The following is a 26,502-nucleotide window of genomic DNA, read 5'->3' on the forward strand; positions in this document are numbered from 1 at the left end:
TTTATTCATTATTTCGTTGTTGCTTTTAATGCCACTGCATCGGCAGCAACTGTGGTGTCCATTGCATTAAATTTGATGTAATCAACAGCTGGCATGTTGGTAATAATCACCATCATTGCCGTCTTCTTACCAGCAGCAGTAATTTGCTCCAAATCAACCGTTGCTAATAAGTCACCATGTTTGATTGTCTGGCCTTCTTCCACAACGACTGCAAACGGGGCACCGTTTAATTCAACTGTATCAATCCCCATGTGCACTAAGACTTCTAACCCATTCGTTGTTTTAATCCCAATGGCATGTTTCGTTGGGAAAACCGTCATGACAGTCCCATCAACTGGCGCGACAATTTTACCGTCGGTTGGAATGACAGCATAGCCATCACCAAGCATTTTTTGCGCAAAAGTTGGGTCATCAACGTTTTCAATATCGATTAATTCACCATTAGCAACCGCGTAAAAAACATCTGTTTCCCCCGAGTGAATATCGCTATCAACCGCCGTTGCAACTGATGTAACAGCTGGTTCTGGCGTACTTGTTGCAATTGGTGTGTTGTGATTATAAAGTTCCCTTAAGGCATCGGCCACAAATTGCACTTCTGTCCCGATAATAATTTGAATGTTTGTTTTATCTAAAACGTTAATCCCAGCCGCCCCAGCCGCTTTAATCGCTGCTTGGTTGACATTGGCAGTGTCTTCTAATTGTAATCGAAGCCGCGTTGTACAGTTATCAATCACCTTGATATTGTCTTTACCACCGATTGCAGCGTAGATCCGTTTTGCTTGGACCATGAACTTGTCGTCGGTAGCATCTGTTTCAACACCGGCAGTATCTTCATCGACAACATCTTCTGCTTCCCGGCCGGGGGTCATCAAGTTAAATTTCTTGATGGCAAAGTTGAACCCAAAGTAGTAGATAACTGCCATGACCATCCCTTCAACCAATAACATCAATGGTTGATTAGCAACCGGGTTTTTCAGACTTAAAACATAATCGACTAACCCAGCACTAAATGCAAAACCGGCTGTCCAGTGGAAGAAAGCAGCGACGGCTAGTGAAATGCCTGTGAAAGCTGCATGCAATACATAAAGGGGCCATGCAACAAACATAAATGAGAATTCAAGTGGTTCTGTCACCCCGGTAAAGAATGAAGCAAAACCAGCGGCTAACATCAATGAAGCTGTTGCTTTACGCCGTTCTGGGCGGGCATTTTTGTAGATTGCGTAAGCACCAGCTGGTAACCCAAACATCATCACTGGGAAGAAACCGGCTTGATACATTCCGGTCTTACCAATCACAGCTGACCCATTTGCAAGTGATTTTGCCCCTCCTAAGAAGTTGCCAATATCATTAATGTTGGCCACATCAAACCAGAAGACAGAATTTAAGGCATGGTGTAACCCAGTTGGAATTAGTAACCGGTTGAAGAATCCGTATAGACCGGCACCAACCCAACCCAATTTAGAGATTGCTTCACCAAATGAAACTAATACTGTAAAGACGGCTGGCCAAACGAAGTATAAGATAGCTGAAACAACCATCATTGCCGTTGCCGCCATAATTGGCACTAGACGCTTCCCACTAAAGAACGAAAGGGCCATTGGTAGCTTTACATTATGGAACCGATTGTACATCGCTGCTGCGATTAAACCGGCAATAATCCCGATTAAAACATTCCCTTCGATCTTACCAAAAGCTGGATTCACTTTAGCGACGGTTGATAATCCCTGCATTGCCTGGATTGAAGCAGGTGCCAAGATGGTCTTCGGCACTAAGAAAGCCACTAAACCAGCCAGAGCGGCTGCCCCATCTTGGTCCTTAGACATCCCCAAGGCTAGCCCAACGGCGAATAATAATGGCAAGTTATTTAAAATTGCGCCGCCACCGGCTGATAAGAAAATTGTAAAAACATTTGCATTTGAATCGCCATTGCCAACCCAGTTGGCAATCCCCATTAAAATCGCGGCGGCTGGTAAAACAGCAACTGGCAGCATTAATGAACGACCCATTCGTTGTAAGTAACTCTTCATACGTTGTTCTCCATTCATTTTTTTCGTTAATATGATTAAATCATTAATGTAAATGATAAGCAAGCGCTTAATAATCGGTATAGACCTTTATGAACAACGGTTAAAGCGGTTTCACAATTGTAAAAATTATTGGTCTATACCTAAATAATCAACAAACCGTTCAGCTCCGCCAATCAAAAAAACCGCTAGAACACTCTTTATGGTGTTCTAGCGGCTATTATATAAACATTTTCCCCAATTTAGCAGTGCTTGGCAAACTATTATTCATTAGCCAAAGCATCAAAATAATTTGCTTTTTGTTGCGCCCAATAAGCTTCTTCCGCCGCATCAATCGGCCGAAGTACCCGACATGGATTGCCGACTGCAATCACATTATCGGGAATGTCTTTGGTCACAACTGATCCGGAACCAATCACCACGTTATTTCCAATGCTGACACCTGGATTAACAACGGTATTACCACCAATCCATACGTCATTCCCGATGGTGATTGGCTTACCATATTCCAAATCATCCCGGCGTTCTTGTGCGGTTGTTGGATGCCCAGCCGTGTACAGGCCTACTCGGGGACCAAAGAAAACGTGGTTTCCAATTGTCACTGGTGCTACATCGATGATAATACAATCGTAATTCATATATACATGTTCACCAATACGTGTCTGACAACCATAATCCGTGCGAAATGGTGGTTCGATATATAAATCTGCACCACTTTTTGCAAATAATTGTTGCGTTAATTCGCGGCGGTAAGCCTGTTGTTCTTCAGTCGTTTGATTGAACAGACGAGTAAGCACACGCGCGTGTTTCATATCGGCCCGCAACTCTGGATCGTTCGCCCGATAAATTTGCCCGCCAATCATGCGGTTTTTTTCTGACATTTTTATCCCCCATCGCTACTAAAATCGGTGGGTCACAATAGTGCCCGACCTTTTTAATTTACCAAATCGCAACCCGTTTATCAGGGGCTAAGTACATCTGATCAGCTTTTGTAACATTAAACGTCTCGTAAAAAGCTGCCAAGTTTTGCACTTGAACATTGGCGCGCAACGCGTTTGGTGCGTGAACATCGATATTTAATAATAATTGTTGATATTGTTGGGTGGCTTTCATCCGCCAAATCGTTGCCCAATTGACAAAGAAAGCTGCCAAATCAACATCGGGTTCTCCCTTAGCTGCTTCAAGCGCACAACTCAAGCCACCCGCATCGGCGATGTTTTCCGAAACGGTTAATTTTCCGTTGACCGTTGCACCTGCATATTCTAGCCCATCAAATTCTGCAATCATTTCTTCCGAAAGTGCCTTGAAGTGGGCTAAATCTGATGCTTGCCACCAATTATGCAAGTTGCCGTACTCGTCGAATTGCGCACCATTATTATCGAAAGCATGGGAGATTTCATGCGCAATCACCGCACCAATTCCCCCATAGTTAGCACTGCTACTTTGTGCCAAGCTATAAAAAGGGGCTTGTAAAATTGCCGCTGGGAAAACAATCACATTCTTCGAAGGTGAATAATAGGCATTAACTGTGGCAGCGCCCATTTCCCACTTATTACGATCCACTGGTTGCGTCAATTTTGCAAAATTCTCCATTTCAATCGTCCGAATAAAGTCAGCAGTGTTTTCAAATAATGTCCCACCTTCTGCTTTGGCCACTGTGACCAACTTCGCAAAAATGGGGGCAATCTGGTCTGGATAACCGACATGAATTCCAAGGTGATTGAGTTTTACAATCGCTTGTTGGCGGGTTTTTTCGGTTAGCCAATCATTTTGTTCAAGACGTTTTTGATAAACGCTAATCATTTTTTGGACCATCTTTTGAACATCGGCCTTGGCTGCTTCGCCAAAGTATTGGCGCCCATAATAATCACCAACGACTTGATTAAACATGCCTAAGGCAAGGTAGTAAGCACTTTTTTGTTGGGGCCGTGCTTCCTTGCTGCCAGATAGCGCCCGACTATACAGCGAACTAATTTGGCGCGCCTCTTCATTCAGATAACCACTCCAACGACGGACCGTCATGACTAATAGCCACGCTTTAAAAGTTTCAAAGTTATCGTCTGTCACAAGCTGGTTAAGTTGAGCAAAATATTTCGGCTCCGTCACAATAATTTTTTCTGGTTGAACGGGTAATAGCTTATTAAATAAACGTTTAAAATCGAGCGTCGTCTGATGCTGCATAAAATCACTCAATGGCTGTGGATTATAAAGTTTCGCATAATCAGCCGCTTCCTCAGCACTCTTGACAAAAGGCGCAAGTGAGCGATCAAATGCCAAGGCTAATTTAACCGTCTTTGTTGCATCGACTGGCGCAATTCCAATTTTCTGTAAGAGCTGAACCATCATATCCGTAAAGACCGTTAATAAATGGTCCGCATTGGGATTATCGGCTTCATAATATGTCTTATCTGGCAAAATTAAGTCGCTAGCTTCCGCATATAATGCGTGATGGGCTGTATCTTTCATATCAGCATCGACAGATAAGCCAAATGGTGTTGGCAAGCCAGAGAGCACCCAATCAGCCAACCCGCGATTATATGTCGCTAAACTATCGAGCGATTGCACCCGGGCCACCATCGGTAAGATTGGTTTCATCCCAAGTGCATCACGCGTTTGAAAGTCCGCTGCTAGTTCGTAATAATCTAGAAAATGTTGTAACAATGCGTTTTTGGCAGTTGACATCTTAGCAAAATCAGCCATTAATTGCTGATCAATCTCATCAACCAAGGCAACAAAGCCCCCTGTTGCTGGTTTGTCCGCTGGAATTTCAGCCGTTTTTAGCCATTCTTGATTCACCGCCGTATAAAAATCATCTTGCATTCGCACGTTTGTCATCATTATCCTCCTCAAAAGCAGATTCTTTCTCAATTTTACCATTTTGCCACTTATTCCGTTAATGCTTTGCCCCTTGTAATTGTGAAAAAACCGGCATTCAGCGGCTATTTCGTTGGCAATTGTTTGACCACTTGATAGTTTGCATCTTGGTTAAGTTTAAAGGTCTTCTTCAAGCCATTTGATAAATAAATTTTATTATCTTTCGTAATCATGATGGCTTGGATATTCTTCGGTTTATTGTTGATAAGCTGCATGCCATCAACAATGCCCTTATTAAAGACGGCATTTGAAAGGGCGTCCCCATCCACTGATTTGGGGGAGATAATCGTGACACTCGCCAGATTATTTTCATAAGGGTAACCAGTATGGCGATCAAAAAGATAGATGTAAGTATGACCATCTTTTTTTAGATAATGTTCATAAATACCAGCCGTAACAACTGAAATATCACGTCCTTCAATCGTACCGACCGACTCACCACGTGCTTTTTTCGGATCTTGAATGCCAATCGTCCATGGTTTGTTCGTTCCTAATGGTGAGTGTCCCATAACAATCACATTACCGCCTAAATCAATAACGGCTGATGTCACACCATTTTCCTTGAAAACGTGTTTGACTTGATCGGCAATATAGCCCTTCGCGATACCACCAAAATCAAGCCGCATGCCTTTTTTCTTAAGGTAAACTGTCCGGTTGGCCTTATTCAAGACAACGTCATGATAGTCGACTAATGGTAAGGCTTGATCAATTTCTGCTTGTGCTGGCACCCGTGCGCCTGGTAACCCGATTTGCCATAAATTGGTAATCGCACCAATGGCCATATCAAATGCGCCATCGGATTCTTGACTATAGTGTAATGCTTTTTCCATTAATGGCCACATGTCTTGGCTGACCTGGACAGGCTTAACACCGGCATTATCATTAATTTCATCCAATTCAGAGCCCGCCTTGGTTAACGTTGCTTGATTCTCGGACTTCTTAATTCGCGCAAAAGCTTTATCTAGCACGGCTTCCTTATCTTTATTATAGATTCGTAACGTACAAATCGTCCCCAGATAGTAGTCACTTTTTTCATAGGGCTTTTTGATTAACGTTTCTTGAGCAGCCGGTTTATTCTGACAGCCCACCAATCCAAACACCACTCCTAAAAGTACCAGACCGAATTTCAACCATCGTTTTTGCATCCTTTAATCGCTCCCCTTGCTACTAAAATCACATAGGTTTATCATACCATGAATCCGCTTTAATTGGTGATTAAAATCAATTACTGGTGCCATTCTTTGTGCTGTTGATAAGTGGCAAACAATGCTTTAAAAATACCTTTGTCGGAATAAACCAGAATATTCATCCGATAGATAAGCAATGCAAAATAAGTCAGTCCGATTAGTGTCACCATAGCAACCAGAAGCCCCATGCTAGCACCTAGTGTGCCAACATCGCCATTGGCCAGGCGCACCGGTAACATTATCTGTGAGAACAACGGTACGTAGCTCACCACGCGAAGCACTGGCATACCGGGCTGTGATGCCAATAAAAAGCCACCCAAATAACTTAGGGTACCTAGTAGAATTAATGGCGAAATGGCTTGTTGTACTTGGTCCATTCGGGATACAACAGCGCCTAACATTGCCGCCAATACCGTGTAGAGTAAGACGCCAATAATTAAAAAGAGCCCTGCATACCACATTGCTGGTGCAACCAAAGCACGACGAATAACCGGTAATAATTCCGCTAGCGGTAAGTATTGTTTCAAAATTTGAAACCCTATAATCCCAACCAAAATATAGACAACCATCTGCGTGACTAGTAAGGCTAAAATTGCGGCAATCTTTGCAAAAAATTGAGTTTCAATCGAAACACTTGATAGGATAATTTCCATGATGCGCGACCCTTTTTCAGTCGCAATTTCCTGGGCAATCATTCCAGCATAATTTACAATAAAGATAAACATCAAGACCGTAATTCCAATAGAGATAATTTGGCTTACTTCTTTAGTGTTTTCCCGGGAAATCTCTTGATGACCATTTTGATAATTAACGGTTACTGGTGCAATGACCGTTGGCGTCATCAAATTATGAATCTGTTCAGGCGCAACGCCTGCTTGTTGCGCCAAGGCTACTAAGTGAATCTGATTTAACTGATTTTCTAGAATACTTGCATCAAATGATGGACTATCTTTTCGTTGATAGTAGCGACTGACGGTCTGTCCCTTTTCTTCACTTAGCACTAAATAACCATCAATCTGCTCTTTCTGGAGCGCTTTAGTAGCTTGTTCTTGAGTCGTAATCTGCTGATTAATCTGATATGTGTTACCTTTTAACTGCTGTAATTCAGCCTGTTCCGTTGGTTGCGACGCCAAAACTGCAATCCTAACGGGGTCTTTACTATGATTCATCAAACGACTGACCCCAAGTGTTATCCCAATCATCACAATTGGCATTAAAATCATGATTAGATATGCTGGACTCTTAATATTCTTTAGAAATACTTGTTTAAAAATGACCCTAAACTTAAACATGGCCTTCCTCCACTTTCATCCTAAAGATTTCATCGAGGGTTGGTGCTTGTTGACTAAACTCTAAGATGTACCCTTTTTGGGTGGCTAATTCAAAAATTGTTTTACCGACCGCTTCGTCAGCTAAAGTTAATTCAAACCGCTCTCCGTGCTGTGTTACACGTGAAACGCCATCAATCTTCGCTAAAGTTTCAGGTGCTAAAGGCGCCTCTAAGAATAGTTGCGTTCGACCAAACTGATTCCGAATTTCATTGATTGTCCCAGATAACACCACTTGACCATCACGTAACATCACGATTCGATCACTAATCCGCGCGACATTCGTCATATCATGGCTTGAAAAAATGATTGCCGAACCTTGTTCTTTAAGCCATAAAATTCCTTCTTCTAAGCGTTCTGCGTTCACGGGATCGAGTCCACTAAAAGGTTCATCAAGAATGATGAGTTCCGGTTGATGGATCAACGTCGCAATCAACTGTACTTTTTGTTGATTCCCCTTTGAAAGATCCTTGATTTTATCAGTCCGCTTACCCTTCACCCCGAAGCGCACCAACCACTCATCAATCTGTGGTTTGATGGCTGCGATGCTGCGCCCACGAAGCTGTGCAAAGTACAAAATTTGTTGTTCCACGGTCATCTTGGGATACAATCCGCGTTCTTCTGGCAAATAGCCAAGTTGATCATAATCCGCAGCGGTAAAGGCCCGCCCTTTCCAAAGAATCGTGCCACTATCTGGCGCCATAAAATTCAAAATCATCCGAAAAGTCGTTGTCTTTCCGGCTCCATTTTGACCAATCAAGCCTAATATTTCGCCCGATTGGACAGTGAATGAAACATCGTCAACCGCTTGCATTGCCCCGAACTTTTTGGATAAATGTGATAACGTCAACACATCTTTAACCCCCCTATTTTTCACTACCTTAACTATACCGTATTCATTACGGAAGCGCATTATTCAAATAATTAAATTTTAAAGATTCCGCCGCATTGCCCACAATGATTATGGCTTGCTATCATTGCCTATACTCAATTGCCAAATGGTCCTGTCACACAAATAACAGCGCCTTTTTTACCAAAAAAAGAGCTACAGCTACTATCAATTGACCTATACCCCAATTGTTAAAGTAAAAACTTTAATGATTGGGGTATTTTGATGACTAAAATTTCTAAACAGACAAAATTAAAAGCAATCCTTGAGTATCATCAAGGAGAATTTAGTAAGAATCAAATCAGTAGAAAATACGGCATAAATCAAACAAGATTTAATTTGATGTGTGTAGCGTATGAATACTTTGGCCCTGATTTTTTATTAAATCCACCTAAAATTACGAGCACTTTTAGAATTAAGATTGCTAGTTGGGCAATTCAAAATAATGCATCATACAGTGCAGTCGCTGCTAAATTTGGTTATATTAATGTACGTCAAATCCAACAATGGAAAGAAATATATCGTACCGAAGGTCCGAATGGTTTATGCTTAATACAAAAAGGGCGGAAATCAACCATGACGACTAAAAAGAAAACTAATAATAAAAAAGTACTATCTCCTACAGAAAATCGACTAAAACAGTTAGAAGCTGAAAATCTTGAGCTGCGTATCAAAAATGAAGCGTTAAAATTATTGGCCTCGATGAAGCAACAAACAAAGAAATTGCCCAAGTGATTTGCCAACTCGAGGCCCGATTCAAATTAGCTGATCTTTTACGAGTGTTGCCAATCGCTCCAGCTACATTTTACTATTGGCGTCGCCAATTTAAGAAGCCTGATAAGGACAAAAAACTCAGAAAACTGATCTTATCAATCTGGAAATCAGATCACCATCTAGGGAGTGTTCGAATTACACAGATTTTATCAAATGATTATGGCCTTAAGGCCAATCACAAACGTGTCTATCGGATAATGAAACTTCTGAATATCCAAGGTGAAGGTTATAGAAGAAAGCAACGGAAATATGATTCTTCTAAAGGGCCCGAAGGGCACCGAGTTAAAAATAGATTAAACCGTCGGTTTAAAACTAATCGACCATATCAAAAGATGGTGTCTGATGTCACTGAATTTCGAATTCCCAAAACAAACGAAAAAATATATATTGAACCAATTATGGATCTATATAACAATGAAATATTAACTTACAGTATTACAAGCGCCAGTCCCAATCTTGAATTTGCTTTAAAACCATTAGAGATGTTACTTAAAATCCTGCCCAAAACGACCTACAAACAATTCCTACACACTGATCAGGGGTGGCAATATCGGCATAACGCGTGGCAATTTAAACTTAAAAAAGCCCATATAACACCAAGTATGTCTCGACGAGCTACTTGCCTAGATAATGCTTGTATTGAAAGCTTCTTCAATAAATTAAAAGTTGAAGTAGACGATTTACGACAATACAATTCCGCCAAGGAATTAATTCTAAAAATAGAATCATGGATAACCTATTACAATACAAAACGTATTCAAATGAAACTAGGCGGCACATCGCCGGTAAAATACCGACAACGTGCCGCCTAGAAAAGACAACTAAATATTTACTTTAACTTTTGGGGTATACCGCAAACACTTCATGTGGCTTTTCCAAAAAAGATTAATAAAATTGAAATTGAAAAGATTCCTTTTTTTAAAACAAGAACTGAAGAAGAAATTAAGATTGGCGATTTTTTTGAGAATCTTAATTATATTGTAAATCTTCAGCAGCGTAGGCTCGAACTTCTTAAGAAGTTGAAACGGGGATATTTACAACAAATGTTTCCTGCTAAAAATCAGTACTCTCCTAGATTAAGATTTAAAGAATTTAACGATGATTGGAAACAAAGTAAGTTGGGAAATCAGGTTTTATTTATTAATGGTAGAGCCTATAAACAAAATGAATTATTGGATTTTGGGAAATATAGGGTTCTTAGAGTCGGAAACTTTAATACTAATGATAAGTGGTACTATTCTAATTTGGAGTTAGAACCTGATAAATATGCAAATAAAGGAGACTTATTATATATATGGGCTACAGATTTTGGTCCTAAAATGTGGAATGAGGAGAAAGTAATTTATCATTATCATATTTGGAAATTAAATATCCTAAATAAGAAGCTTAATAAACAATATCTATTCATTTGGTTACAAACAGATAAAGAAAGAATTAAACAAAGCACAAATGGAACAACAATGTTACATGTTACAAAAGGAAACATAGAGCAGAGGAATTTTCAGTATCCTCAGATACATGAACAACAAAAAATAGGAAAATTTTTTCAAACACTTGATCAGTTTATTACACTTCAGCAGTCTAAAATTAAACAACTGCAGCAATTAAAACAAGCTTATCTTCAAAAACTCTTTCCTTAAAAATTGACTTTAGCAAAAAAGGTCGCGAAAATTCGCGGCCTTTTTGTTTAGTTCAGTGTCATCAAGCACTGCATTATTTTGTCGTTATCTTTACTATCAAGTTCTTTGATAATATGCAGATACGTTTTTTGCGTGGTTGTCATATTAGCATGACCTAGTCTTTTAGCAACTGATGCTAGCGAAACGCCCGCATATAGCAAAATTGAAGCATGCGTATGTCTGAGACCATGCACGCTAATGACCGGAATCTGTGCTTGTTTGCATTTACGTTCTAGGTAGTGATTCGCTGTATCATTATGTGTTCGGCGTGTTCTGTCGATAAAAATCGGTTCCTTTTCAGGCAAATCTTTAATTAAATGTGCAAATTGAGTTGCGATTTGCCAGTCCAATGAAATTTTCCGAACTGATGACTGATTTTTAGTTGATTGAAAGCCGCCGCGATAATGTTTGTAATTCCATGTTTTATCAATCGTTAGCTGTTGGGTCCTAAAATCAAAGTCCGATGGTGTCAGTCCTAGTGCTTCACCGAAACGCAACCCCGTTTTAGCGAGTAATAAAATAAAGTAATCCCAGTTAACCTCGTCTTCTAGATTCAAGACACCAAAAAGTCGGCGCAACTCACCCTGATTAAGATATTTCATCTTATGTCGTCTTTGGACAACGCCCTTGATAATCGCCTTACGCGTCGGATCTTTCTTCAAATACCCTTCGTCAAGTGCATCGTAGATTGACGATTTCAACTGATGATGGAAATCCATTGTCGTTTGATGTTCATGCGTTGCAGCATAGTCGTTTAATAATTGTTGGTATGCTCGACGGTCTAACTCCGATAATAACAGCGTTGGCGCAAGCGTTTTAATCTGGCGTTGCGTTAATTCATATTTATCGTAAGTAACCTGTTTAATCGCACCGCGCTTGTATAACACCATCCATTCTTCAAAGTATTCGTGAAAAAGATATTTTCTCCGCATAACTAACCACTCCCCTATAAAAAATAGTGACCAATTTTGGTCACTATCAAAGTATAAATAAATAGTCGTTAATTAACGAATTTTGTTTAAGGAAAGAGTTTTTGGAGATAGGCTTGTTTTAATTGTTGTTGGTGTTCAATTTTGGACTGCTGAAGTGCATCAATATTATTCATGCATTTGAAGAAAATGCTAATTTCTTTCTGTTCCTCTAAATTTGCAGGTAAATTCACTTTGAACTGTCCTAAAGATTTCTGACTAACACCTTTGGCGGTCCCGCCACTTGCTAAAGATGATAATTCATTAACTGTTTTTGGAGAACGTAATAACAAAGCTAAGAAATCGTCGGTAATTTTATCTGGTCTGACTCTAAAAGCTATTGTTCGCTGACTCAAAATATATTTATCATTATCAGGCACTTGAGCAACGTTTCCCATAGGTGCTTCTGTAGTAAATAATACTTGTCCCTTATACAGATCTTTTCCATCCATCCACTTATTATATAATTCTTTATTTCCATAATGTGCATCCGATGAGAAATCTATATAACCATTTTTTACGTTAAGTGCGGATAAAGCAAGGTATCCAGATTTACTCCAATCCATACCGAGCTTTTTGGGAGTCCGTCCTCGAAAATCTACTATATCTTTAATAGTATCATAAAATTTATGTTGTTCCCAATCACCATTAAACTCTCCAAATCTTAATCGAGGACTATACTGATTTTTAGCAGGAAACATTTGTTGTAAATATCCCCGTTTCAACTTCTTAAGAAGTTCGAGCCTACGCTGCTGAAGTGTTATAGTTTGATCTAGTTTAAATAATAATTCTTTAATAAAAAATTGTTCAGACAAACTTGGTAGTGATATTGGTAGAATTTTTATTAATTCTGCATTATAACTTTGTTGTTTTGTTCCCTGGGTATATCGAATACCATATTTTTCGCCAACTTTTCTATACCATTGAAATAGGAATTCAGAATCTAGTAGATTTTTATTCGGATATAAAGCCATACATGATTGATTTAAGGTAGTATCAATTGCCAAAATTGCACAATTTCCTCGAGTTCCGGCTGCTTCAAGTCCTGTAATTGATATTACAAAAGTTCCTTTTGGAACAACCCTCAAGAGTGCATCTTTCATACCTTTTTCTGTAATTTTTTCAATTGTTTTTGAAACAATACTACGATTTAGCTCACCACTTGTAAGCCAGTTAATATGACCTCCCCAATTTTCTGGATTTAAACGTGATGGAGTTTGACCATTATACATTTTTTCAATAACTTCACCAAGGTTTCGTTGTTCCCAATCGATAAAGGTAGTTAATCAAAATTATGGATGTTCTTTAGACAGATATTTATTACCGTTATTTGAACAAATGATTTCTTGTTCACAGCGATAGCAATTTTTAAAGTAAATATACTATTTCTTTGTGATTCAGCGTAGAATATAACTAGATAAAACTATGTTTTAAATAGGAGTGTTATTGCAATGACAGTTACCACTAATTATAAGAACTTAAAGCTATGCAAACACGGTTTACCAACTTGGGATGCAATGCTGCCAGTTGCATTATATATCGCTAGTAAACAGTCATCTGGGATTAGCCGAAAAGAATTTTCAGCTGCAATTGTAAATAGTTTGCAATTGCCGGATAATTTACGTCAGTTGAAGTCAGAAAAATATCCTGACGTCAATATTATTGATAGCCGAACAACATTTCCTATTTCAGAATTAACAATTGGTGGTTTAATGGAACGGCCAAAAAGGGGATTTTATTTAATTACACCGCTAGGTAAACAATTACTTGAGCAATATGGAGACGGTTTAACTTCTGAAATCATCCACAAACTACCCCAGTTTATTCAACATCAAGACGAATTAAAGCAAAAAGGAAATCTTGAAAAAACTGAAGCTAATCAGTCGGTAGATAACTTAGATTTGATTGAACCACTACAGACTGTAAATTCTATTGTAAAGAAATATAATGATTCAGTCAGCATCGAGTTGCTTGAACGGATTCGGAAAGGTTCGCCTTATTTTTTTGAGAAACTAGTCGTTGAGTTGCTTAGTAATATGGGTTATAAAGGAATAAACGGGCAAGCTTTTGTGACACAAAAGAGTAATGATAGTGGCATTGATGGTATTATTAACCAAGACGCATTAGGAACCAGTACAGTTTATATTCAAGCTAAAAGGTATCAAGTAGGAAACAACGTTGGTCGAAACGAGATGCAAGCATTCTTCGGGGCTTTGAGTGGTTATGGCTCAGATCGCGGTGTTTTTATAACGACGTCTGACTTTTCGAATGGTGCAATTGAATATGCAAGGAACCAACATATTGTATTAATTAATGGCTTGCAGTTGAGTGACCTGATGCTGCAATACCAAGTCGGTGTTAATATTAAGAAACAGTATACAACGTTTGATATTGATGAAGACTTTTTTATTGAAGATGATTGATTAACGAGATGGAACTAATTCTCAATGGTAAACGATTTCGACTATTTATTGATTACACCACATCAACTTACGATGTGGTGTTTTTTATTTGCTTTTCTATTTCTTTTCCACGCTTTTCTTGTTATAATCGATATCGGTTGCTTGTGTTATAATACAGCAAGCCAAATTGTATAACAGAGGAGAGTACAGATGGGGATTGGTGATATTTTAACGAAGACGTTTACGAACATGAATATTGTGAGTTCGATTACGTCGACGGTCTTTATTATTTTATTAGGCTTTTATTGCCGTAAACGCGGAATTTTTACCGATAAGTTTGGGAAAATTCTTTCGAAAGTCGTTTTAACGGTTGCTCTACCAGCTTTAGCATTCAACTCGTTCATGCAAGATATTAATGGGGAGACTTTAAAAGAGGGCATTAATGTCTTAATTTGGGGCTTCTTAATCTATATTATTTTAATTTTAATTTCAAAACCGTTATACTTACGTTTTAAAGGGGATCAACAAGATACATTACGCGTGTTGACGATCTTTGGTTCAACCACGTTCTTCGGGATTCCAATTGTTGGGGCCGTTTTTGGGGCTAAAGGCGTGATGTATAGTTCCATTTTCAACATTGGGTACCGGGTCTTCTTGTACTCATATGGTTACATTAAGATGAGTGGTTTGAAGATGGCATCGAAGAACTTGAAGAACATGTTTTTAAATCCAATCGTGATTGCCACTTTTGCTGGGTTAATCATCTGGTTGGTCCAAGGCGCATTACCACAAGTGGCCGTTGCTGGGCATTCAGTGGCCTTTTTACGGATTGACCAAACGGCACCATGGTTGTTTAAACCGATGACTTATTTAGCCGGTTTATGTTCACCATTGGCTTGGTTAGCCATTGGGACCACCCTTGGCGAAATCAGTTTCAAAGAAGCGGCTTCAGACAAGACATCATGGCTTTACAGTATTAACAAAGTCATTTTAGTCCCCGCTTTAAATATCGTGTTATTAGCGATCTTAACCATGACTCACATTTTACCAGTTAGCTATATTAGCTTGGCAACCATCGTCATTATGATGGCAACGCCAACGGCAACGGTCGCGGCGGCTTATGCGATTAGTTTCGATAAAGATGCGGTCTTGGCATCGAACGCGTCACTATTATCAACGGTCTTGGCGGTAATCATGACACCAATCTGGTTAGTGATTTTAGAAGTCATTAATCAAATCGGGATTTTCTAGGAAGAGGGAAATGAAATGTTTAAAATTGCTTGTTACGGGGTCCGTCCTAATGAAGTAGCGACGTTCAACAAATATAATCATTACAATTACGACTTAACGTTAATTGAAGACTTACTGACGCACGACAATATCGCAACGGCTAAAGGCCATGACGCAGTCTTATTACGTGCTAACTGTGTCGCTGATGCTCAAAACTTAGCGCAATTGAATGACTACGGCATTCGTTATGTGTTTACCCGAACAGTCGGCTACGGGCATATCGATTTGGCTGCAGCAGGTAAGTACAATATGGAAGTGGCTCGCGTACCAGCTTACTCACCAAACGCAATTGCTGAATTGGCCTTGACGTTAGGGATGTCATTGTTGCGTCACACAACATACACGACGAACCGGACTGCCCACCACGATTTTCGGGTGAGTCCTGTCATGTTCAGTAAAGAAGTTCGCAATTGTACCGTGGGGATTATTGGAACTGGTAAAATCGGGTATACCGAAGCGAAGTTATACAAAGGTTTAGGCGCCAAAGTGGTGGGGTATGATGTATATCCATCAGAACGGGCTAAAGAAGTGCTTGATTTTGTTAGCTTGGATGAATTATTAGCTCAAAGCGACATCGTCAGCCTACACATTCCATATTTTGCTGGTCAAAATGATCAATTCATCAATGCCGATTTTATCGCGAAGATGAAAAATGACGCCATTTTAGTCAATACAGCGCGGGGCCCATTGCAAGATAATCGTGCGATCATCGATGCTTTGAAAGCGAACCAACTTGGGGCATTTGCCGCAGATGTACTCCCAGCTGAAGGTGAAATCTTCTTCAAGCAATTCCCAGCAGATCAGCCGGTCCCAGATGCGACAACCCAAGAATTGATTGATTTATACCCGCGTGTCTTATTAACACCGCATGTTGGTTCGAATACCGACGAAGCCCTCAAGAACATGGTCGAAATTAGTTTTGAAAACTTCCATGAAATTTTGACGACGGGTAAGACGCAAAATAGGGTTGCCACCACTGAAAATTAAAGTGGTCATTTGTATTTTCATGAAAATTATGTTATATTGTTATCAGTAATTAGATACTTCAGAGCGAGTGAGCAGAAATGCTCACTCTTTTTATTGGAGCACGTCTAATCTGAAATATAAAATGAATTGGAGGGAATCATTTGAGTACCGTTGTGGAAACAGTTCACGATCTGATTGTGCCGATTCTTGATGAACACCATTTTGAATTAGTGGACATTGAATTTGTTAAAGAAGGTAGCAGTTGGTATCTGCGGGTCTTCATTGACAAACCAAATGGCATTGACCTTGAAGATTGCGCCTTAGTAAACGATGCGTTAAGTGAGAAACTGGATTCAATCGACCCGGATCCAATTCCGCAGGCTTATTTCTTAGATGTTTCATCGCCAGGTGCCGAGCGACCTTTAAAGAAGGAAGCCGATTTCCAAAAAGCAGTTGGCAAATACATTCATATCTCGTTATACCAAGCTGTTGATGGTGAAAAAATTTATCAAGGAACACTAAAAGCCGTTGATGATGACACTTTAACTTTAGTGATTAAAATTAAAACGCGTCAAAAAGAAGTAACGTTTAATCGTAAGGAAATTGCCAAAGCTCGCTTAGCAATTGAATTTTAGTAAAGGTAGGCTAGTTACATGAGCAAGGAAATGTTAGGTGCACTTGATGCGCTAGAACAAGAAAAAGGCGTTAAAAAAGAAATTGTCATTGAAGCCCTCGAGGCAGCACTTGTGTCGGCTTATAAACGTAATTACGGTCAAGCGCAAAACGTGGAAGTTGAATTCGATCAAAAAAAAGGCAATATCCACGTCTATGCGGTCAAAGAAGTCACTGATGAAGTGTTTGATTCACGGCTTGAAGTGAGCTACCAAGATGCTTTGGCAATTAACAAGGCATATGAAGTCGGTGATAAGATTCGCTTTGAAGTGACACCTAAAGACTTTGGTCGGATTGCAGCCCAAACGGCCAAACAAGTAATTATGCAACGGGTTCGTGAAGCTGAAAGAAGTATCATCTATAATGAATACAGCCAATACGAAAACGAAATTATGCAAGGGGTCGTTGAACGCCGCGACAATAAGTTTATTTATGTCAATTTAGGTAAGATTGAGGCTGTTTTAAGTAAGCAAGACCAAATTCCAAACGAGGAATACCAAGCACATGATCGGATTAAGGTCTATGTTTCTAAAGTGGAAAACACGACTAAGGGCCCGCAAGTCTTTGTCAGTCGGACCCACCCTGATTTAGTGAAGCGTTTATTCGAACAAGAAGTGCCAGAAATTTATGATGGGACAGTTGAAATTGTCTCCATTGCGCGTGAAGCTGGTGACCGGACGAAGATGGCTGTTCGTTCAATGGATCCGAATGTTGATCCAGTTGGTACCTGTGTCGGGCCTAAGGGACAACGGGTTCAACTCGTCGTTAATGAATTAAATGGCGAAAACATGGACATTGTGAAATGGGAAGAAGATCCTTCAGATTACATTGCCAATGCCTTGAACCCTGCCGAAGTCATCGCTGTTCAATTCAACGGTGATAACGAACATACATGTACCGTTATCGTCCCTGATTATCAATTGTCACTGGCAATCGGTAAGAAGGGGCAAAATGCCCGGTTAGCTGCGAAGTTAACGGGCTACAAGATTGATATCAAACCTGAATCGGAAGTTGAATTCGTTGATGAAGACGAACCTGAAGATGATGGCGCAGTCGTTGAAGGTTTTGAAGAAGAAACAACAGAGCCTGTTGAAGGCTTCGAAGACCAGGCAACGGATTCTGCTGTTGATTCTGAAGAACAACCACAAGAATAAGTGAGGTGTTCATGATGAAACAAAGAAAAGTACCAATGAGAAAAGACGTTATTTCGCAAGAAATGAAGCCTAAAAAAGAAATGGTGCGGATTGTTAAGACTGCCGAAGGTGAAATCAGTATTGATCCCACTGGCAAGAAGTCAGGCCGTGGCGCTTATGTTTCACTAGAACCGGACGCAATCAAGACTGCCCAAAGCAAGAAAATTTTAGAAAAGACGTTTGGAATTGACGTTGCAGAAGAATTTTATACAGAATTATTCGAATATGTTGATCATCAAAAGGCTCGTCTAGAATTATTTGGAGAACGAAAATGAGTGAACAACCAGACCGTTTATTACAACTCTTAGGAATTTGCATGAGAGCACGGCAACTGGTCAGTGGTGAAGAACAAGTCCTAAAAGCCATTCAGCAACAAAAAGCGAAATTGGTTTTTATCGGCTCAGACATTAGTCACCTGACACAGAAGAAATTGACTGACAAGAGTCATTTCTACGAAATCCCGGAAACAAAAGCGTACACCGCGGCCCAGCTAACCCAAGCAATTGGATTACATAGAGCCACAATCGCGGTTGTTGATGCCGGGTTTGCCAAAAAGATGATAACGCTACTGGGATAATAAAGGAGCGTGAAGATATGGGTAAAAAACGTATCTATGAATTAGCAAAAGAAATTAATGTTGCCAGCAAGGATCTTTTAGAAACGGCTGTTAAAAAAGGTTACGATCTAAAGAACCACATGGCAACAATCGATGACAATCAAGAAAAAGCTTTACGAGCTGCTTTCCATAAGGAAACCAAACCAGCTACTGCCACAACGGACAGCAAGCCAGCTGCCAAATCTGCTGCACCAAAGGCCAGTGGAAAAACAGATAATGGCAAGATTAAAATCAACAAAGCCGCTATCCGCCGTCGCCCTGAAGCAAGCAGCAAACCAGCACCGCGTTCAAACAATCAACGCCCACAAGGCAACCGGAATGCGCAAGCAGCAAATGGCCAAAACCGGAATAATGCCAATGGTCGGCCTAACAACAATGCCCGGCCTAATAACGGTCGCTCTAATAATGCGGCTAACCGGACTAACGGTAATTCCCGGCCAGCTGGGTCAAATCAACCATTGAGCTTGCAAGAACAAATCTCACAAGCTAATGCTCGGCGCCAAAGAACGCAAGAACGTATTCAACAACAACGGGAACAACGCGAAGCAGACGAAAAGAAACGGCGTCAAGAAAGTAACCGGCCGCGTTCAGCTGCTAAACCAACCGGTAATAGTAGTAACCGGCCAGCCGGCAACAAGCCAGCCAGTGCTCGTCCAACAACGACGCACAACCGGCCTACTAACAGTAACAATGGCCGGCCAGCTAATAACACAAATAACCGGCCCAATAATAATACAAACCAAAGCCGGCCCGTTTCAGCTCAAGAAATACAACAAAAAATGCAAGCTAATACGGTTAGTGCTGCTAAACCAGCATCAAATAACACAGCAAGCAAGCCAAAGAACTTTGGTCCAGATAAGAAACGTGGCGGTGGGTATAATAGCTACGGTAATAATCAACAACGTTTTAATAAGAAACGTAAGAAGACCCGTAAGCAACAATTAGCTGAACAAAATGCTGCTAAGAAAGAAATGCCACAACGTAAAGAACGGCCATTACCAGAAGTATTGGTTTACTCAGAAGGTATGAACGTGGCTGATATCGCTAAGAAGATTCATCGTGAACCAGCTGAAATCATCAAGAAGCTATTCATGTTAGGGATTATGGTTAATATGAACCAATCACTTGATAAAGATACAATCGAATTATTAGCGACGGATTACGGGATTGAAGCAGAACAAAAAGTGGAAGTCGATATTGCTGACATTGACTCAGTATTCGAAACAGAAGCTAAGAGTGATGCCAACCTTGTTAGCCGGCCACCAGTTGTCACAATCATGGGGCATGTCGATCATGGTAAGACAACTTTATTAGATAATTTACGTAACAGTCACGTGACTGACGGTGAAGCCGGTGGGATTACCCAACATATCGGTGCTTACCAAACGAAGTTAAATGATCGCTTAATCACGTTCTTGGATACACCAGGACATGCGGCCTTCAGTAACATGCGTGCGCGTGGGGCTGATATCACTGATATCATTATCTTAGTCGTTGCTGCTGATGACGGTGTAATGCCACAAACAATCGAAGCAATCAACCATGCGAAGGCTGCTAAAGCTCCAATCATCGTTGCGGTGAATAAGATTGATAAACCAGGTGCAAATCCGGATCACGTTATGGAACAATTGATGGGTTACGGCCTTGTTCCTGAAGACTGGGGTGGCGATACCATCTTTGTTAAGATCTCAGCTAAGACTGGTGAAAACATTGATGAATTGCTTGAAATGGTTCTTCTTGAAGCCGATGTGCTTGAATTGAAGGCTAACCCAGATCAAAAAGCAGTTGGGACAGTTATTGAAGCTCGTCTTGATAAGGGGAAAGGGCCTGTTGCCTCACTCTTAATTCAACAAGGGACATTGAAAATTGGTGATCCAATTGTTGTTGGGAATACCTTTGGGCGTGTCCGGGTCATGACCAATGATCGTGGCCGCCGTGTTAAAGAAGTCTTCCCATCAGAACCAGTTGAAATTACTGGGTTAAATGATGTGCCACAAGCAGCTGATCGTTTCGTTGTCTTTGAAGATGAAAAGACAGCGCGTGCTGCTGGTGAAGAACGTGCTAAACGGGCCCTCTTGAAGGAACGTAGCCGTTCAAATCCGGTCACATTAGATAACTTGTTCGAAACAATGAAACAAGGTGAACTAAAAGAAGTTGACGTTATTATTAAAGCCGATGTTCAAGGCTCAACAGAAGCCTTGGCTGGGAGCTTACGGAAGATTGAAGTCGAAGGCGTCCGCGTGAATATTATTCATGAAGCCGTTGGTGCGATTAACGAAAGTGATGTCACATTAGCTGCTGCAAGTAACGCCATTATCATCGGGTTCAATGTTCGGCCAACGCCACAAGCTAAGATCCAGGCTGAGGCTGAACAAGTCGATATTCGTTTACACCGAATTATCTACAACGCAATCGAAGAAATCGAAGCTGCGATGAAGGGTATGTTAGAACCAGTTTACGAAGAAAAAGTAACGGGTCAATTAACAGTTCGCGAAACATACCATGTTTCGAAAATCGGGACCATTGCCGGTTGTATCGTTGACACTGGTGTTATCAAACGTGATAGCGGCGTCCGCTTAATTCGTGACGGAATCGTGATTTATGAAGGTAAACTTTCAAGCTTGAAACGTTTCAAAGATGACGTTAAAGAAGTCAAAACCGGCTTTGAATGTGGTGTGACAATCGAAGATTACAATGATATTAAGATTGATGATCAAATTGAAGCCTACGTGATGGAAGAAGTACCTGTTAAATAATTAATTTACAGGAGGACAAGCAATGAAACATCGTGTTGGTCGGGTTGAACAAGAAATTCAACGAGAAATAAATGATATTTTATTAAAAAGAGTGCGTGATCCCCGCGTTGAAGGGGTCACAATCACTGATATTAGTCTCAGTGGTGACTTACAACATGTTAAAGTTTATTACAGCATTTTATCTGGCTTAGCAAGTGATGCTGAAAAGACTCAAGCTGGGTTAGATAAAGCTAAAGGATTGGTTCGCAGCGAACTTGGTCAACGGATTAAGTTGTACAAGATTCCAGAAATCACCTTTGAACAAGACGGTTCAGTGCGGTATGGTGAACATATCGATGAATTATTACGTAAGTTACACGAAGATGAAGCACAGCGCTAAGCTGTTAAAAAAGGATTGAGCGAAAGCTTGATCCTTTTTTGGTGGGCAAATGGATTTTTGAAAGCTAGCTTCTGTCCGTTGCACCATGGCGCAAATAATCAAAGCTCCGCCGTTTTCAAGCATACTCTATGCTATAATAGTAAAGTTAATAGTTAGAAGGAGATTATTTATGGACGGCATTGTACCTTTATATAAAGAACGTGGCATGACGAGTAACGATTGTGTCTTTAAAGTGCGTCGTATTTTACACATGAAGAAAGTCGGCCATTCTGGCACGTTGGATCCGAACGTTGATGGTGTACTACCAATCTGTATTGGCCAGGCAACCAAAGTCGTTGATCAATTGGTGCATTCTGGTAAAGTCTATACGGGTGAAATCACCCTGGGCTTATCAACAACTACTGAAGACTTAGACGGTGAAATAGTTGAAGAGGCACGTTTAACAGAGCCTTTTTCAACTGAGAAAATCAAAGCAACGCTTGCGAGTTTTCTTGGTGATTCGATTCAGATTCCACCAATGTTTTCGGCCGTGAAAGTTAACGGTCGGCGTTTATACGACTATGCGCGTGCTGGCGATCCAGTCGAACGGCCGCAACGGTCAATCACGATTACGCAGTTTGATCTGGATGGTGAACCACAATTTGACGCTGAATCCGGACGGCAAACATTTCGATTTATTGTCGGTTGCTCAAAGGGGACTTATATCCGGACCTTAGCCGTTGATTTCGGTCGTAAACTTGGTTTACCCGCAGTGATGTCCGATTTAACGCGTCTTAAGAGTGGCGGGATTCAAATCGGGAGTTGTATTTCTTTGGAACAATTGGCGCAAAAGGCTGAAGCAGGTGAACTGGCAGACGTTTTATTGCCAATTGACCATGTATTTGAAGCGTATAAGAAGGTTGCTTTAGATGATGATCAATGGGCCAAGCTTTTAAACGGGGTATTTTTGACACTACCAGAACAAACCGATGAAATTGTTGCGTTGACCTATCAAGGGCACATTAAGGCGCTCTATCAAGTTGAAAAACCAGCACAACATCTTTATCGCCCTTATAAAATGTATTTACAAAATCAAGGAACTCATTAAAAAAACTAGGTGAAAAATATGCGGGTCATTGAATTAATTCATCCATATTCCAAAGAACAAGTGCCAGTAGACCAAGTGGTTTTAGCACTTGGCTTTTTTGATGGCGTGCACCGTGGCCATCAAGCTGTGATTCAAAAGGCAAAACAAATTGCGGTTCAAAAAAGCTTACCATTAGCTGTGATGACGTTTGACATTCATCCGGCCATTGTTTACCGCAATGCTGATCGCCAAACGTTCCGTTATTTATCAACGATTGAACGCAAACAAGAATTGATGGCGGATTTAGGGGTAGATGTTTTGTACATCGTGCACTTTAATGAAGCATTTGCTAAATTAGCGCCACAAGCATTTGTCGACCAATATTTAGTCGCTTTACATGCGGAGACAGTAGTAGCTGGTTTTGATTATACGTACGGTAAGCAAGCGATTGCCAATATGACGACATTGGCAGACTATGCCAAAGGACGGTTTGATATTGTGACCGTTGCCGAACATGATTACCATGGTGCCAAAATTGGCTCAACATTAGTGCGGGCGGATTTAGATGCTGGCAAGATTGCGAAAGTAAACGAATTGCTCGGTTATATTTACCAAACAACAGGTGAAGTGGTCCATGGAGAAGCGCGCGGGCGGCAATTAGGCTTTCCCACCGCCAATATTGAAACCAAACGACCAGAACGATTGCCGGGGATTGGAATTTATGCGGTGCGCTTATTTGTGCGCGGTCAATGGTATTTAGGCATGGCATCAATCGGCCGCAATGTCACGTTCCATAGCAATAATCCAGTAACAGTGGAGATTAACTTATTAGACTTCAATGCTGATATTTATGGTGAACAGGTTAAAGTTGATTGGTATCATTATTTACGTGGCGAAGTGAAGTTTGACTCCGCAGAAGCTTTGATTAACCAATTGCACCAAGACGAAGCTGATACCCGAACTTATTTTGAGAAATTAGAGGCACAATATTAATGGCAGGCGCTTATATTCACATTCCATTTTGCGAGCATATTTGTTATTATTGCGATTTCAACAAGGTTTTCATTGAAGGCCAACCGGTCGATGAATATGTTGATAAGTTGATTTTCGAATTCCAATTAGTAATGGCAGAATACCCAGACGAAAAAATTGATACAATCTATGTCGGTGGCGGGACGCCCACGACTTTATCACCCGCACAACTGCAACGTCTTATTGACGGGATTCATCAATACTTACCGTATGAAGGCGGCGAGTTTACGTTTGAAGCTAACCCGAATGATCTGCAAGATACTGAGAAATTGCAAGTTTTAAAAGACAACGGTGTTAATCGTTTAAGTATCGGCGTGCAGTCGTTTAACGATCAGATTCTAAAACAAATTGGGCGCATTCACCGGAGCGCAGACGTTTATCGGGCCATTGCTAACGCCCGTAAGGTCGGCTTTGAAAATATGAGTATCGATTTGATTTTTCGTTTACCTCAACAAAGTGAAGCGGATTTCATGGATAGTTTGAACAAGGCAATCGAACTTGATTTGCCACACTATTCGACGTATTCGTTGATTCTCGAACGGAAAACAATTTTTTACAACTTGATGCGTCAAGGTAAGTTGCACCTACCATCGCAAGATGTTGAAGCACATATGTATCAGGCGGCAATTGATAGTTTCCACAAGGCTGGCTTAGAGCAGTACGAAATTAGTAATTTTGCTAAACCGGGCTTTCAATCTGCCCATAATTTAACTTACTGGCACAATGAAAAATATTTTGGCTTTGGGGCCGGTGCATATGGTTACTTAGGGAAGGACCGCTACCATAACTTTGGCCCAATTCAACAATATCTAGAACCTTTAAGAGCGAACAAGGTGCCAGTGATTGAACGGCATGTTCTACCATTGACCGAACAGATGGAAGAAGAACTCTTCCTCGGGTTACGGACGATGCAAGGGGTATCCATCAGTCATTTCCAAGACAAATTCAATTATCCATTACAAAATGTTTATGGCGAAACAGTTGCGACGCAAATTGCCAAAGGCTATCTCCAACAAGACGGTGACTGGCTAAGATTAACCGAAACGGGAAAGTTCTTAGGTAATGAAGTCTTCCAAGAATTTTTACTAGATAGCTATTAAGTGGGTCCAAGCCAAGAATCTGCCAATCACGAAACTACCAATAGCGCGTTACTTTTAATTCAGAAGCAACGCGCTATTATTTTGCCCTTTGGTCTGGGAGAGTTCTCCGTCTAAAGACCGATTTTCAGTAATTTCGTAAAAAAGACGGTGCGTTTCTTGACTTTATTTGACGTTCTTGCTATATTAATACTTGTAATTAGCACTCATGATATTCAAGTGCTAAAAAGAGGTGATGACATGCTGACCGAAAGACAATTAATGATTTTGAAAGAAATTATTCGTCTTTTTACAGAGAGTGGTCAGCCAGTGGGTTCTAAGAAGTTAATGGCAGAACTACCGGTACACGTTAGCTCTGCAACAATTCGTAATGACATGGCTGATTTAGAAAGTGTCGGTTTAATTGAGAAGACGCATTCGTCATCTGGACGGGTACCGTCGACGCAAGGCTATCGATACTATCTAGACCATCTCATGCAGCCAGCAACCCTCAATCCTGTTGATGTGGCAACCGTCCAAAAATCATTTGGACAACACTATCATAAGATTGATGAAATCGTCTCACAATCGGCCAATATCTTATCGAACCTAACAAACTATACCGCAATTACGTTAGGACCAGAAGTGGCTGAGATTCGGTTAACTGGTTTTCGTCTAGTACCATTGAGTAATCACCAAGTGATGGCGATTATCGTGACGAGTGCAGGGACGGTTGATAATCAGGTATTTACCATTCCACAAACGATTTCGGGTGATGAACTCGAAAAAGCGATTCGAATCATTAATGATCACCTAGTTGGCTTACCGTTAACTGTGGTTAGTCAGAAGTTAAAAACGGATGTACCGGCGTTATTAGCCCAGTACATGGCTTCGCCGACCGGCTTTTTGGACATCTTTGATGATGTTTTGAAGAAGGCGAGTCAAGAGCGCTTATTTGTTGGTGGTCAGATGAATTTGTTGAATTTTTCAGAGTTCTCTGATGTTACGCAACTTAAGTCGTTGTATGACATGATTAATCGTTCAGAGGATTTAGCTAAGTTGCTAGATCTATCCCCTGGAGGCGCCGATAGCCAAGTTCAGGTTCGCCTGGGCACCGAGATGGCCAACGATCTGTTGAAAGATTATAGTCTGATGACTGTTAATTATGACGTTGGCGAACATGGCCAGGGGGTCATTGCACTACTGGGCCCCACTAGCATGCCCTATTCGCGGATGATTGGGTTACTCGATTTATTCCGTGAGGAGTTAGCGAAGAAATTAATTGATTATTATGCGAATTTCGATGATAATCAATCTTAAAAGGAGCGTGT

At 40.7% G+C, this 26,502-nt stretch carries 24 protein-coding genes; 16 read left to right on the forward strand and 8 right to left on the reverse strand.

Annotated elements, in window-relative coordinates; genetic code table 11:
* Window positions 1-8: 8 nt before the first annotated feature.
* From nagE to J7Q78_RS00455, 6 genes are all read right to left on the reverse strand, one after another.
* Entirely contained in the window at window positions 9-2,027 is a 2,019-nt protein-coding gene (gene nagE / locus J7Q78_RS00430) for an N-acetylglucosamine-specific PTS transporter subunit IIBC (RefSeq protein WP_208422673.1), read from the reverse strand.
* Window positions 2,028-2,287: 260 nt separating this feature from the next.
* Window positions 2,288-2,905: a sugar O-acetyltransferase gene (locus tag J7Q78_RS00435; protein ID WP_208422672.1), complete on the reverse strand. Its 618-nt coding sequence runs from the start codon at window positions 2,903-2,905 to the stop codon at window positions 2,288-2,290.
* A 58-nt stretch (window positions 2,906-2,963) separates the two neighbouring features.
* Complete coding sequence (locus J7Q78_RS00440) at window positions 2,964-4,859, reverse strand: M13 family metallopeptidase (protein WP_208422671.1); 1,896 nt, start codon at window positions 4,857-4,859, stop codon at window positions 2,964-2,966.
* A gap of 104 nt (window positions 4,860-4,963) precedes the next feature.
* Entirely contained in the window at window positions 4,964-6,043 is a 1,080-nt protein-coding gene (locus J7Q78_RS00445) for an FAD:protein FMN transferase (protein ID WP_208422670.1), read from the reverse strand.
* An 80-nt stretch (window positions 6,044-6,123) separates the two neighbouring features.
* Window positions 6,124-7,377: an ABC transporter permease gene (locus tag J7Q78_RS00450; protein ID WP_208422669.1), complete on the reverse strand. Its 1,254-nt coding sequence runs from the start codon at window positions 7,375-7,377 to the stop codon at window positions 6,124-6,126.
* On the reverse strand, window positions 7,370-8,227 hold the full coding sequence (locus J7Q78_RS00455; protein WP_407929549.1) for an ABC transporter ATP-binding protein: 858 nt from the start codon (window positions 8,225-8,227) through the stop codon (window positions 7,370-7,372). Before J7Q78_RS00455 ends, J7Q78_RS00450 begins: the two co-directional genes overlap by 8 nt.
* A gap of 300 nt (window positions 8,228-8,527) precedes the next feature.
* On the opposite strand from J7Q78_RS00455, the gene J7Q78_RS00460 reads away from it, so the two are divergent.
* From J7Q78_RS00460 to J7Q78_RS00470, 3 genes are read left to right on the forward strand one after another with little or no spacing between them, the layout of a single operon-like run.
* A complete protein-coding gene (locus J7Q78_RS00460; RefSeq protein ID WP_208423208.1) occupies window positions 8,528-9,037 on the forward strand; it encodes a helix-turn-helix domain-containing protein in 510 nt (169 codons plus the stop codon).
* Window positions 9,034-9,888, forward strand: coding sequence for an IS3 family transposase (locus J7Q78_RS00465; RefSeq protein ID WP_208423207.1), 855 nt, complete (start codon window positions 9,034-9,036; stop codon window positions 9,886-9,888). The genes J7Q78_RS00460 and J7Q78_RS00465 overlap by 4 nt, the downstream gene beginning before the upstream one ends.
* Window positions 9,889-9,942: 54 nt before the next feature.
* Window positions 9,943-10,716 carry a restriction endonuclease subunit S gene (locus J7Q78_RS00470; protein ID WP_235688019.1) on the forward strand — a complete coding sequence of 258 codons (774 nt, stop codon included), beginning with the start codon at window positions 9,943-9,945 and terminating at the stop codon, window positions 10,714-10,716.
* Window positions 10,717-10,763: 47 nt separating this feature from the next.
* On the opposite strand, the gene J7Q78_RS00475 is transcribed toward J7Q78_RS00470, so the two are convergent.
* On the reverse strand, window positions 10,764-11,687 hold the full coding sequence (locus J7Q78_RS00475; protein WP_208422587.1) for a site-specific integrase: 924 nt from the start codon (window positions 11,685-11,687) through the stop codon (window positions 10,764-10,766).
* An 86-nt stretch (window positions 11,688-11,773) separates the two neighbouring features.
* Window positions 11,774-12,997 carry a restriction endonuclease subunit S gene (locus J7Q78_RS00480; RefSeq protein ID WP_268911927.1) on the reverse strand — a complete coding sequence of 408 codons (1,224 nt, stop codon included), beginning with the start codon at window positions 12,995-12,997 and terminating at the stop codon, window positions 11,774-11,776.
* 177 nt (window positions 12,998-13,174) lie between these two features.
* On the opposite strand from J7Q78_RS00480, the gene J7Q78_RS00485 reads away from it, so the two are divergent.
* The 13 genes from J7Q78_RS00485 to hrcA all read left to right on the forward strand — a co-directional run bounded on the left by J7Q78_RS00485 (window position 13,175) and on the right by hrcA (window position 26,491).
* Window positions 13,175-14,146 carry a restriction endonuclease gene (locus J7Q78_RS00485; protein ID WP_208422585.1) on the forward strand — a complete coding sequence of 324 codons (972 nt, stop codon included), beginning with the start codon at window positions 13,175-13,177 and terminating at the stop codon, window positions 14,144-14,146.
* Window positions 14,147-14,335: 189 nt separating this feature from the next.
* Window positions 14,336-15,376: an AEC family transporter gene (locus J7Q78_RS00490; RefSeq protein WP_154241702.1), complete on the forward strand. Its 1,041-nt coding sequence runs from the start codon at window positions 14,336-14,338 to the stop codon at window positions 15,374-15,376.
* A 15-nt stretch (window positions 15,377-15,391) separates the two neighbouring features.
* A complete protein-coding gene (locus J7Q78_RS00495; RefSeq protein WP_208422584.1) occupies window positions 15,392-16,402 on the forward strand; it encodes a 2-hydroxyacid dehydrogenase in 1,011 nt (336 codons plus the stop codon).
* A gap of 140 nt (window positions 16,403-16,542) precedes the next feature.
* Window positions 16,543-17,016, forward strand: a complete 474-nt coding sequence (gene rimP, locus J7Q78_RS00500; protein WP_154241704.1) for a ribosome maturation factor RimP — start codon at window positions 16,543-16,545, stop codon at window positions 17,014-17,016.
* Between the two features lie 18 nt (window positions 17,017-17,034).
* Complete coding sequence (gene nusA, locus J7Q78_RS00505; RefSeq protein ID WP_154241705.1) at window positions 17,035-18,207, forward strand: transcription termination factor NusA; 1,173 nt, start codon at window positions 17,035-17,037, stop codon at window positions 18,205-18,207.
* 14 nt (window positions 18,208-18,221) lie between these two features.
* On the forward strand, window positions 18,222-18,521 hold the full coding sequence (gene rnpM, locus J7Q78_RS00510; protein ID WP_173011598.1) for an RNase P modulator RnpM: 300 nt from the start codon (window positions 18,222-18,224) through the stop codon (window positions 18,519-18,521).
* Window positions 18,518-18,823: a L7Ae/L30e/S12e/Gadd45 family ribosomal protein gene (locus tag J7Q78_RS00515; protein ID WP_154241707.1), complete on the forward strand. Its 306-nt coding sequence runs from the start codon at window positions 18,518-18,520 to the stop codon at window positions 18,821-18,823. Before rnpM ends, J7Q78_RS00515 begins: the two co-directional genes overlap by 4 nt.
* 17 nt (window positions 18,824-18,840) lie before the next feature.
* Window positions 18,841-21,618, forward strand: a complete 2,778-nt coding sequence (gene infB / locus J7Q78_RS00520) for a translation initiation factor IF-2 (protein WP_208422583.1) — start codon at window positions 18,841-18,843, stop codon at window positions 21,616-21,618.
* Between the two features lie 22 nt (window positions 21,619-21,640).
* Complete coding sequence (gene rbfA, locus J7Q78_RS00525; protein ID WP_208422582.1) at window positions 21,641-21,997, forward strand: 30S ribosome-binding factor RbfA; 357 nt, start codon at window positions 21,641-21,643, stop codon at window positions 21,995-21,997.
* A gap of 169 nt (window positions 21,998-22,166) precedes the next feature.
* Window positions 22,167-23,084 (forward strand): tRNA pseudouridine(55) synthase TruB, encoded by a 918-nt coding sequence (truB, locus tag J7Q78_RS00530; RefSeq protein WP_208422581.1) that lies wholly within the window; start codon window positions 22,167-22,169, stop codon window positions 23,082-23,084.
* A gap of 18 nt (window positions 23,085-23,102) precedes the next feature.
* Entirely contained in the window at window positions 23,103-24,056 is a 954-nt protein-coding gene (gene ribF, locus J7Q78_RS00535; RefSeq protein ID WP_154241711.1) for a riboflavin biosynthesis protein RibF, read from the forward strand.
* A complete protein-coding gene (gene hemW / locus J7Q78_RS00540) occupies window positions 24,056-25,195 on the forward strand; it encodes a radical SAM family heme chaperone HemW (RefSeq protein ID WP_154241712.1) in 1,140 nt (379 codons plus the stop codon). The genes ribF and hemW overlap by 1 nt, the downstream gene beginning before the upstream one ends.
* A gap of 237 nt (window positions 25,196-25,432) precedes the next feature.
* A complete protein-coding gene (hrcA, locus tag J7Q78_RS00545; RefSeq protein ID WP_154241713.1) occupies window positions 25,433-26,491 on the forward strand; it encodes a heat-inducible transcriptional repressor HrcA in 1,059 nt (352 codons plus the stop codon).
* The last annotated feature ends 11 nt before the right edge of the window (window positions 26,492-26,502 follow it).

Origin of the sequence: Latilactobacillus fragifolii, from assembly GCF_905332535.1 — a bacterium.
Lineage (GTDB): Bacteria > Bacillota > Bacilli > Lactobacillales > Lactobacillaceae > Latilactobacillus > Latilactobacillus fragifolii.

Bases quoted from the DNA above. Each gene is read 5' to 3' on its own strand.
- J7Q78_RS00485 (WP_208422585.1), top strand. From the start codon at position 13,175: ATGACAGTTACCACTAATTATAAGAACTTAAAGCTATGCAAACACGGT.
- hrcA (WP_154241713.1), top strand. From the start codon at position 25,433: ATGCTGACCGAAAGACAATTAATGATTTTGAAAGAAATTATTCGTCTT.
- J7Q78_RS00495 (WP_208422584.1), top strand. From the start codon at position 15,392: ATGTTTAAAATTGCTTGTTACGGGGTCCGTCCTAATGAAGTAGCGACG.
- J7Q78_RS00515 (WP_154241707.1), top strand. From the start codon at position 18,518: ATGAGTGAACAACCAGACCGTTTATTACAACTCTTAGGAATTTGCATG.
- infB (WP_208422583.1), top strand. From the start codon at position 18,841: ATGGGTAAAAAACGTATCTATGAATTAGCAAAAGAAATTAATGTTGCC.
- rnpM (WP_173011598.1), top strand. From the start codon at position 18,222: ATGAAACAAAGAAAAGTACCAATGAGAAAAGACGTTATTTCGCAAGAA.
- J7Q78_RS00455 (WP_407929549.1), bottom strand. From the start codon at position 8,227: ATGCAAGCGGTTGACGATGTTTCATTCACTGTCCAATCGGGCGAAATA.
- ribF (WP_154241711.1), top strand. From the start codon at position 23,103: ATGCGGGTCATTGAATTAATTCATCCATATTCCAAAGAACAAGTGCCA.
- truB (WP_208422581.1), top strand. From the start codon at position 22,167: ATGGACGGCATTGTACCTTTATATAAAGAACGTGGCATGACGAGTAAC.
- J7Q78_RS00475 (WP_208422587.1), bottom strand. From the start codon at position 11,687: ATGCGGAGAAAATATCTTTTTCACGAATACTTTGAAGAATGGATGGTG.
- nusA (WP_154241705.1), top strand. From the start codon at position 17,035: ATGAGCAAGGAAATGTTAGGTGCACTTGATGCGCTAGAACAAGAAAAA.
- J7Q78_RS00460 (WP_208423208.1), top strand. From the start codon at position 8,528: ATGACTAAAATTTCTAAACAGACAAAATTAAAAGCAATCCTTGAGTAT.
- rbfA (WP_208422582.1), top strand. From the start codon at position 21,641: ATGAAACATCGTGTTGGTCGGGTTGAACAAGAAATTCAACGAGAAATA.
- J7Q78_RS00435 (WP_208422672.1), bottom strand. From the start codon at position 2,905: ATGTCAGAAAAAAACCGCATGATTGGCGGGCAAATTTATCGGGCGAAC.
- nagE (WP_208422673.1), bottom strand. From the start codon at position 2,027: ATGAAGAGTTACTTACAACGAATGGGTCGTTCATTAATGCTGCCAGTT.
- J7Q78_RS00445 (WP_208422670.1), bottom strand. From the start codon at position 6,043: ATGCAAAAACGATGGTTGAAATTCGGTCTGGTACTTTTAGGAGTGGTG.
- J7Q78_RS00450 (WP_208422669.1), bottom strand. From the start codon at position 7,377: ATGTTTAAGTTTAGGGTCATTTTTAAACAAGTATTTCTAAAGAATATT.
- J7Q78_RS00490 (WP_154241702.1), top strand. From the start codon at position 14,336: ATGGGGATTGGTGATATTTTAACGAAGACGTTTACGAACATGAATATT.
- hemW (WP_154241712.1), top strand. From the start codon at position 24,056: ATGGCAGGCGCTTATATTCACATTCCATTTTGCGAGCATATTTGTTAT.
- J7Q78_RS00440 (WP_208422671.1), bottom strand. From the start codon at position 4,859: ATGACAAACGTGCGAATGCAAGATGATTTTTATACGGCGGTGAATCAA.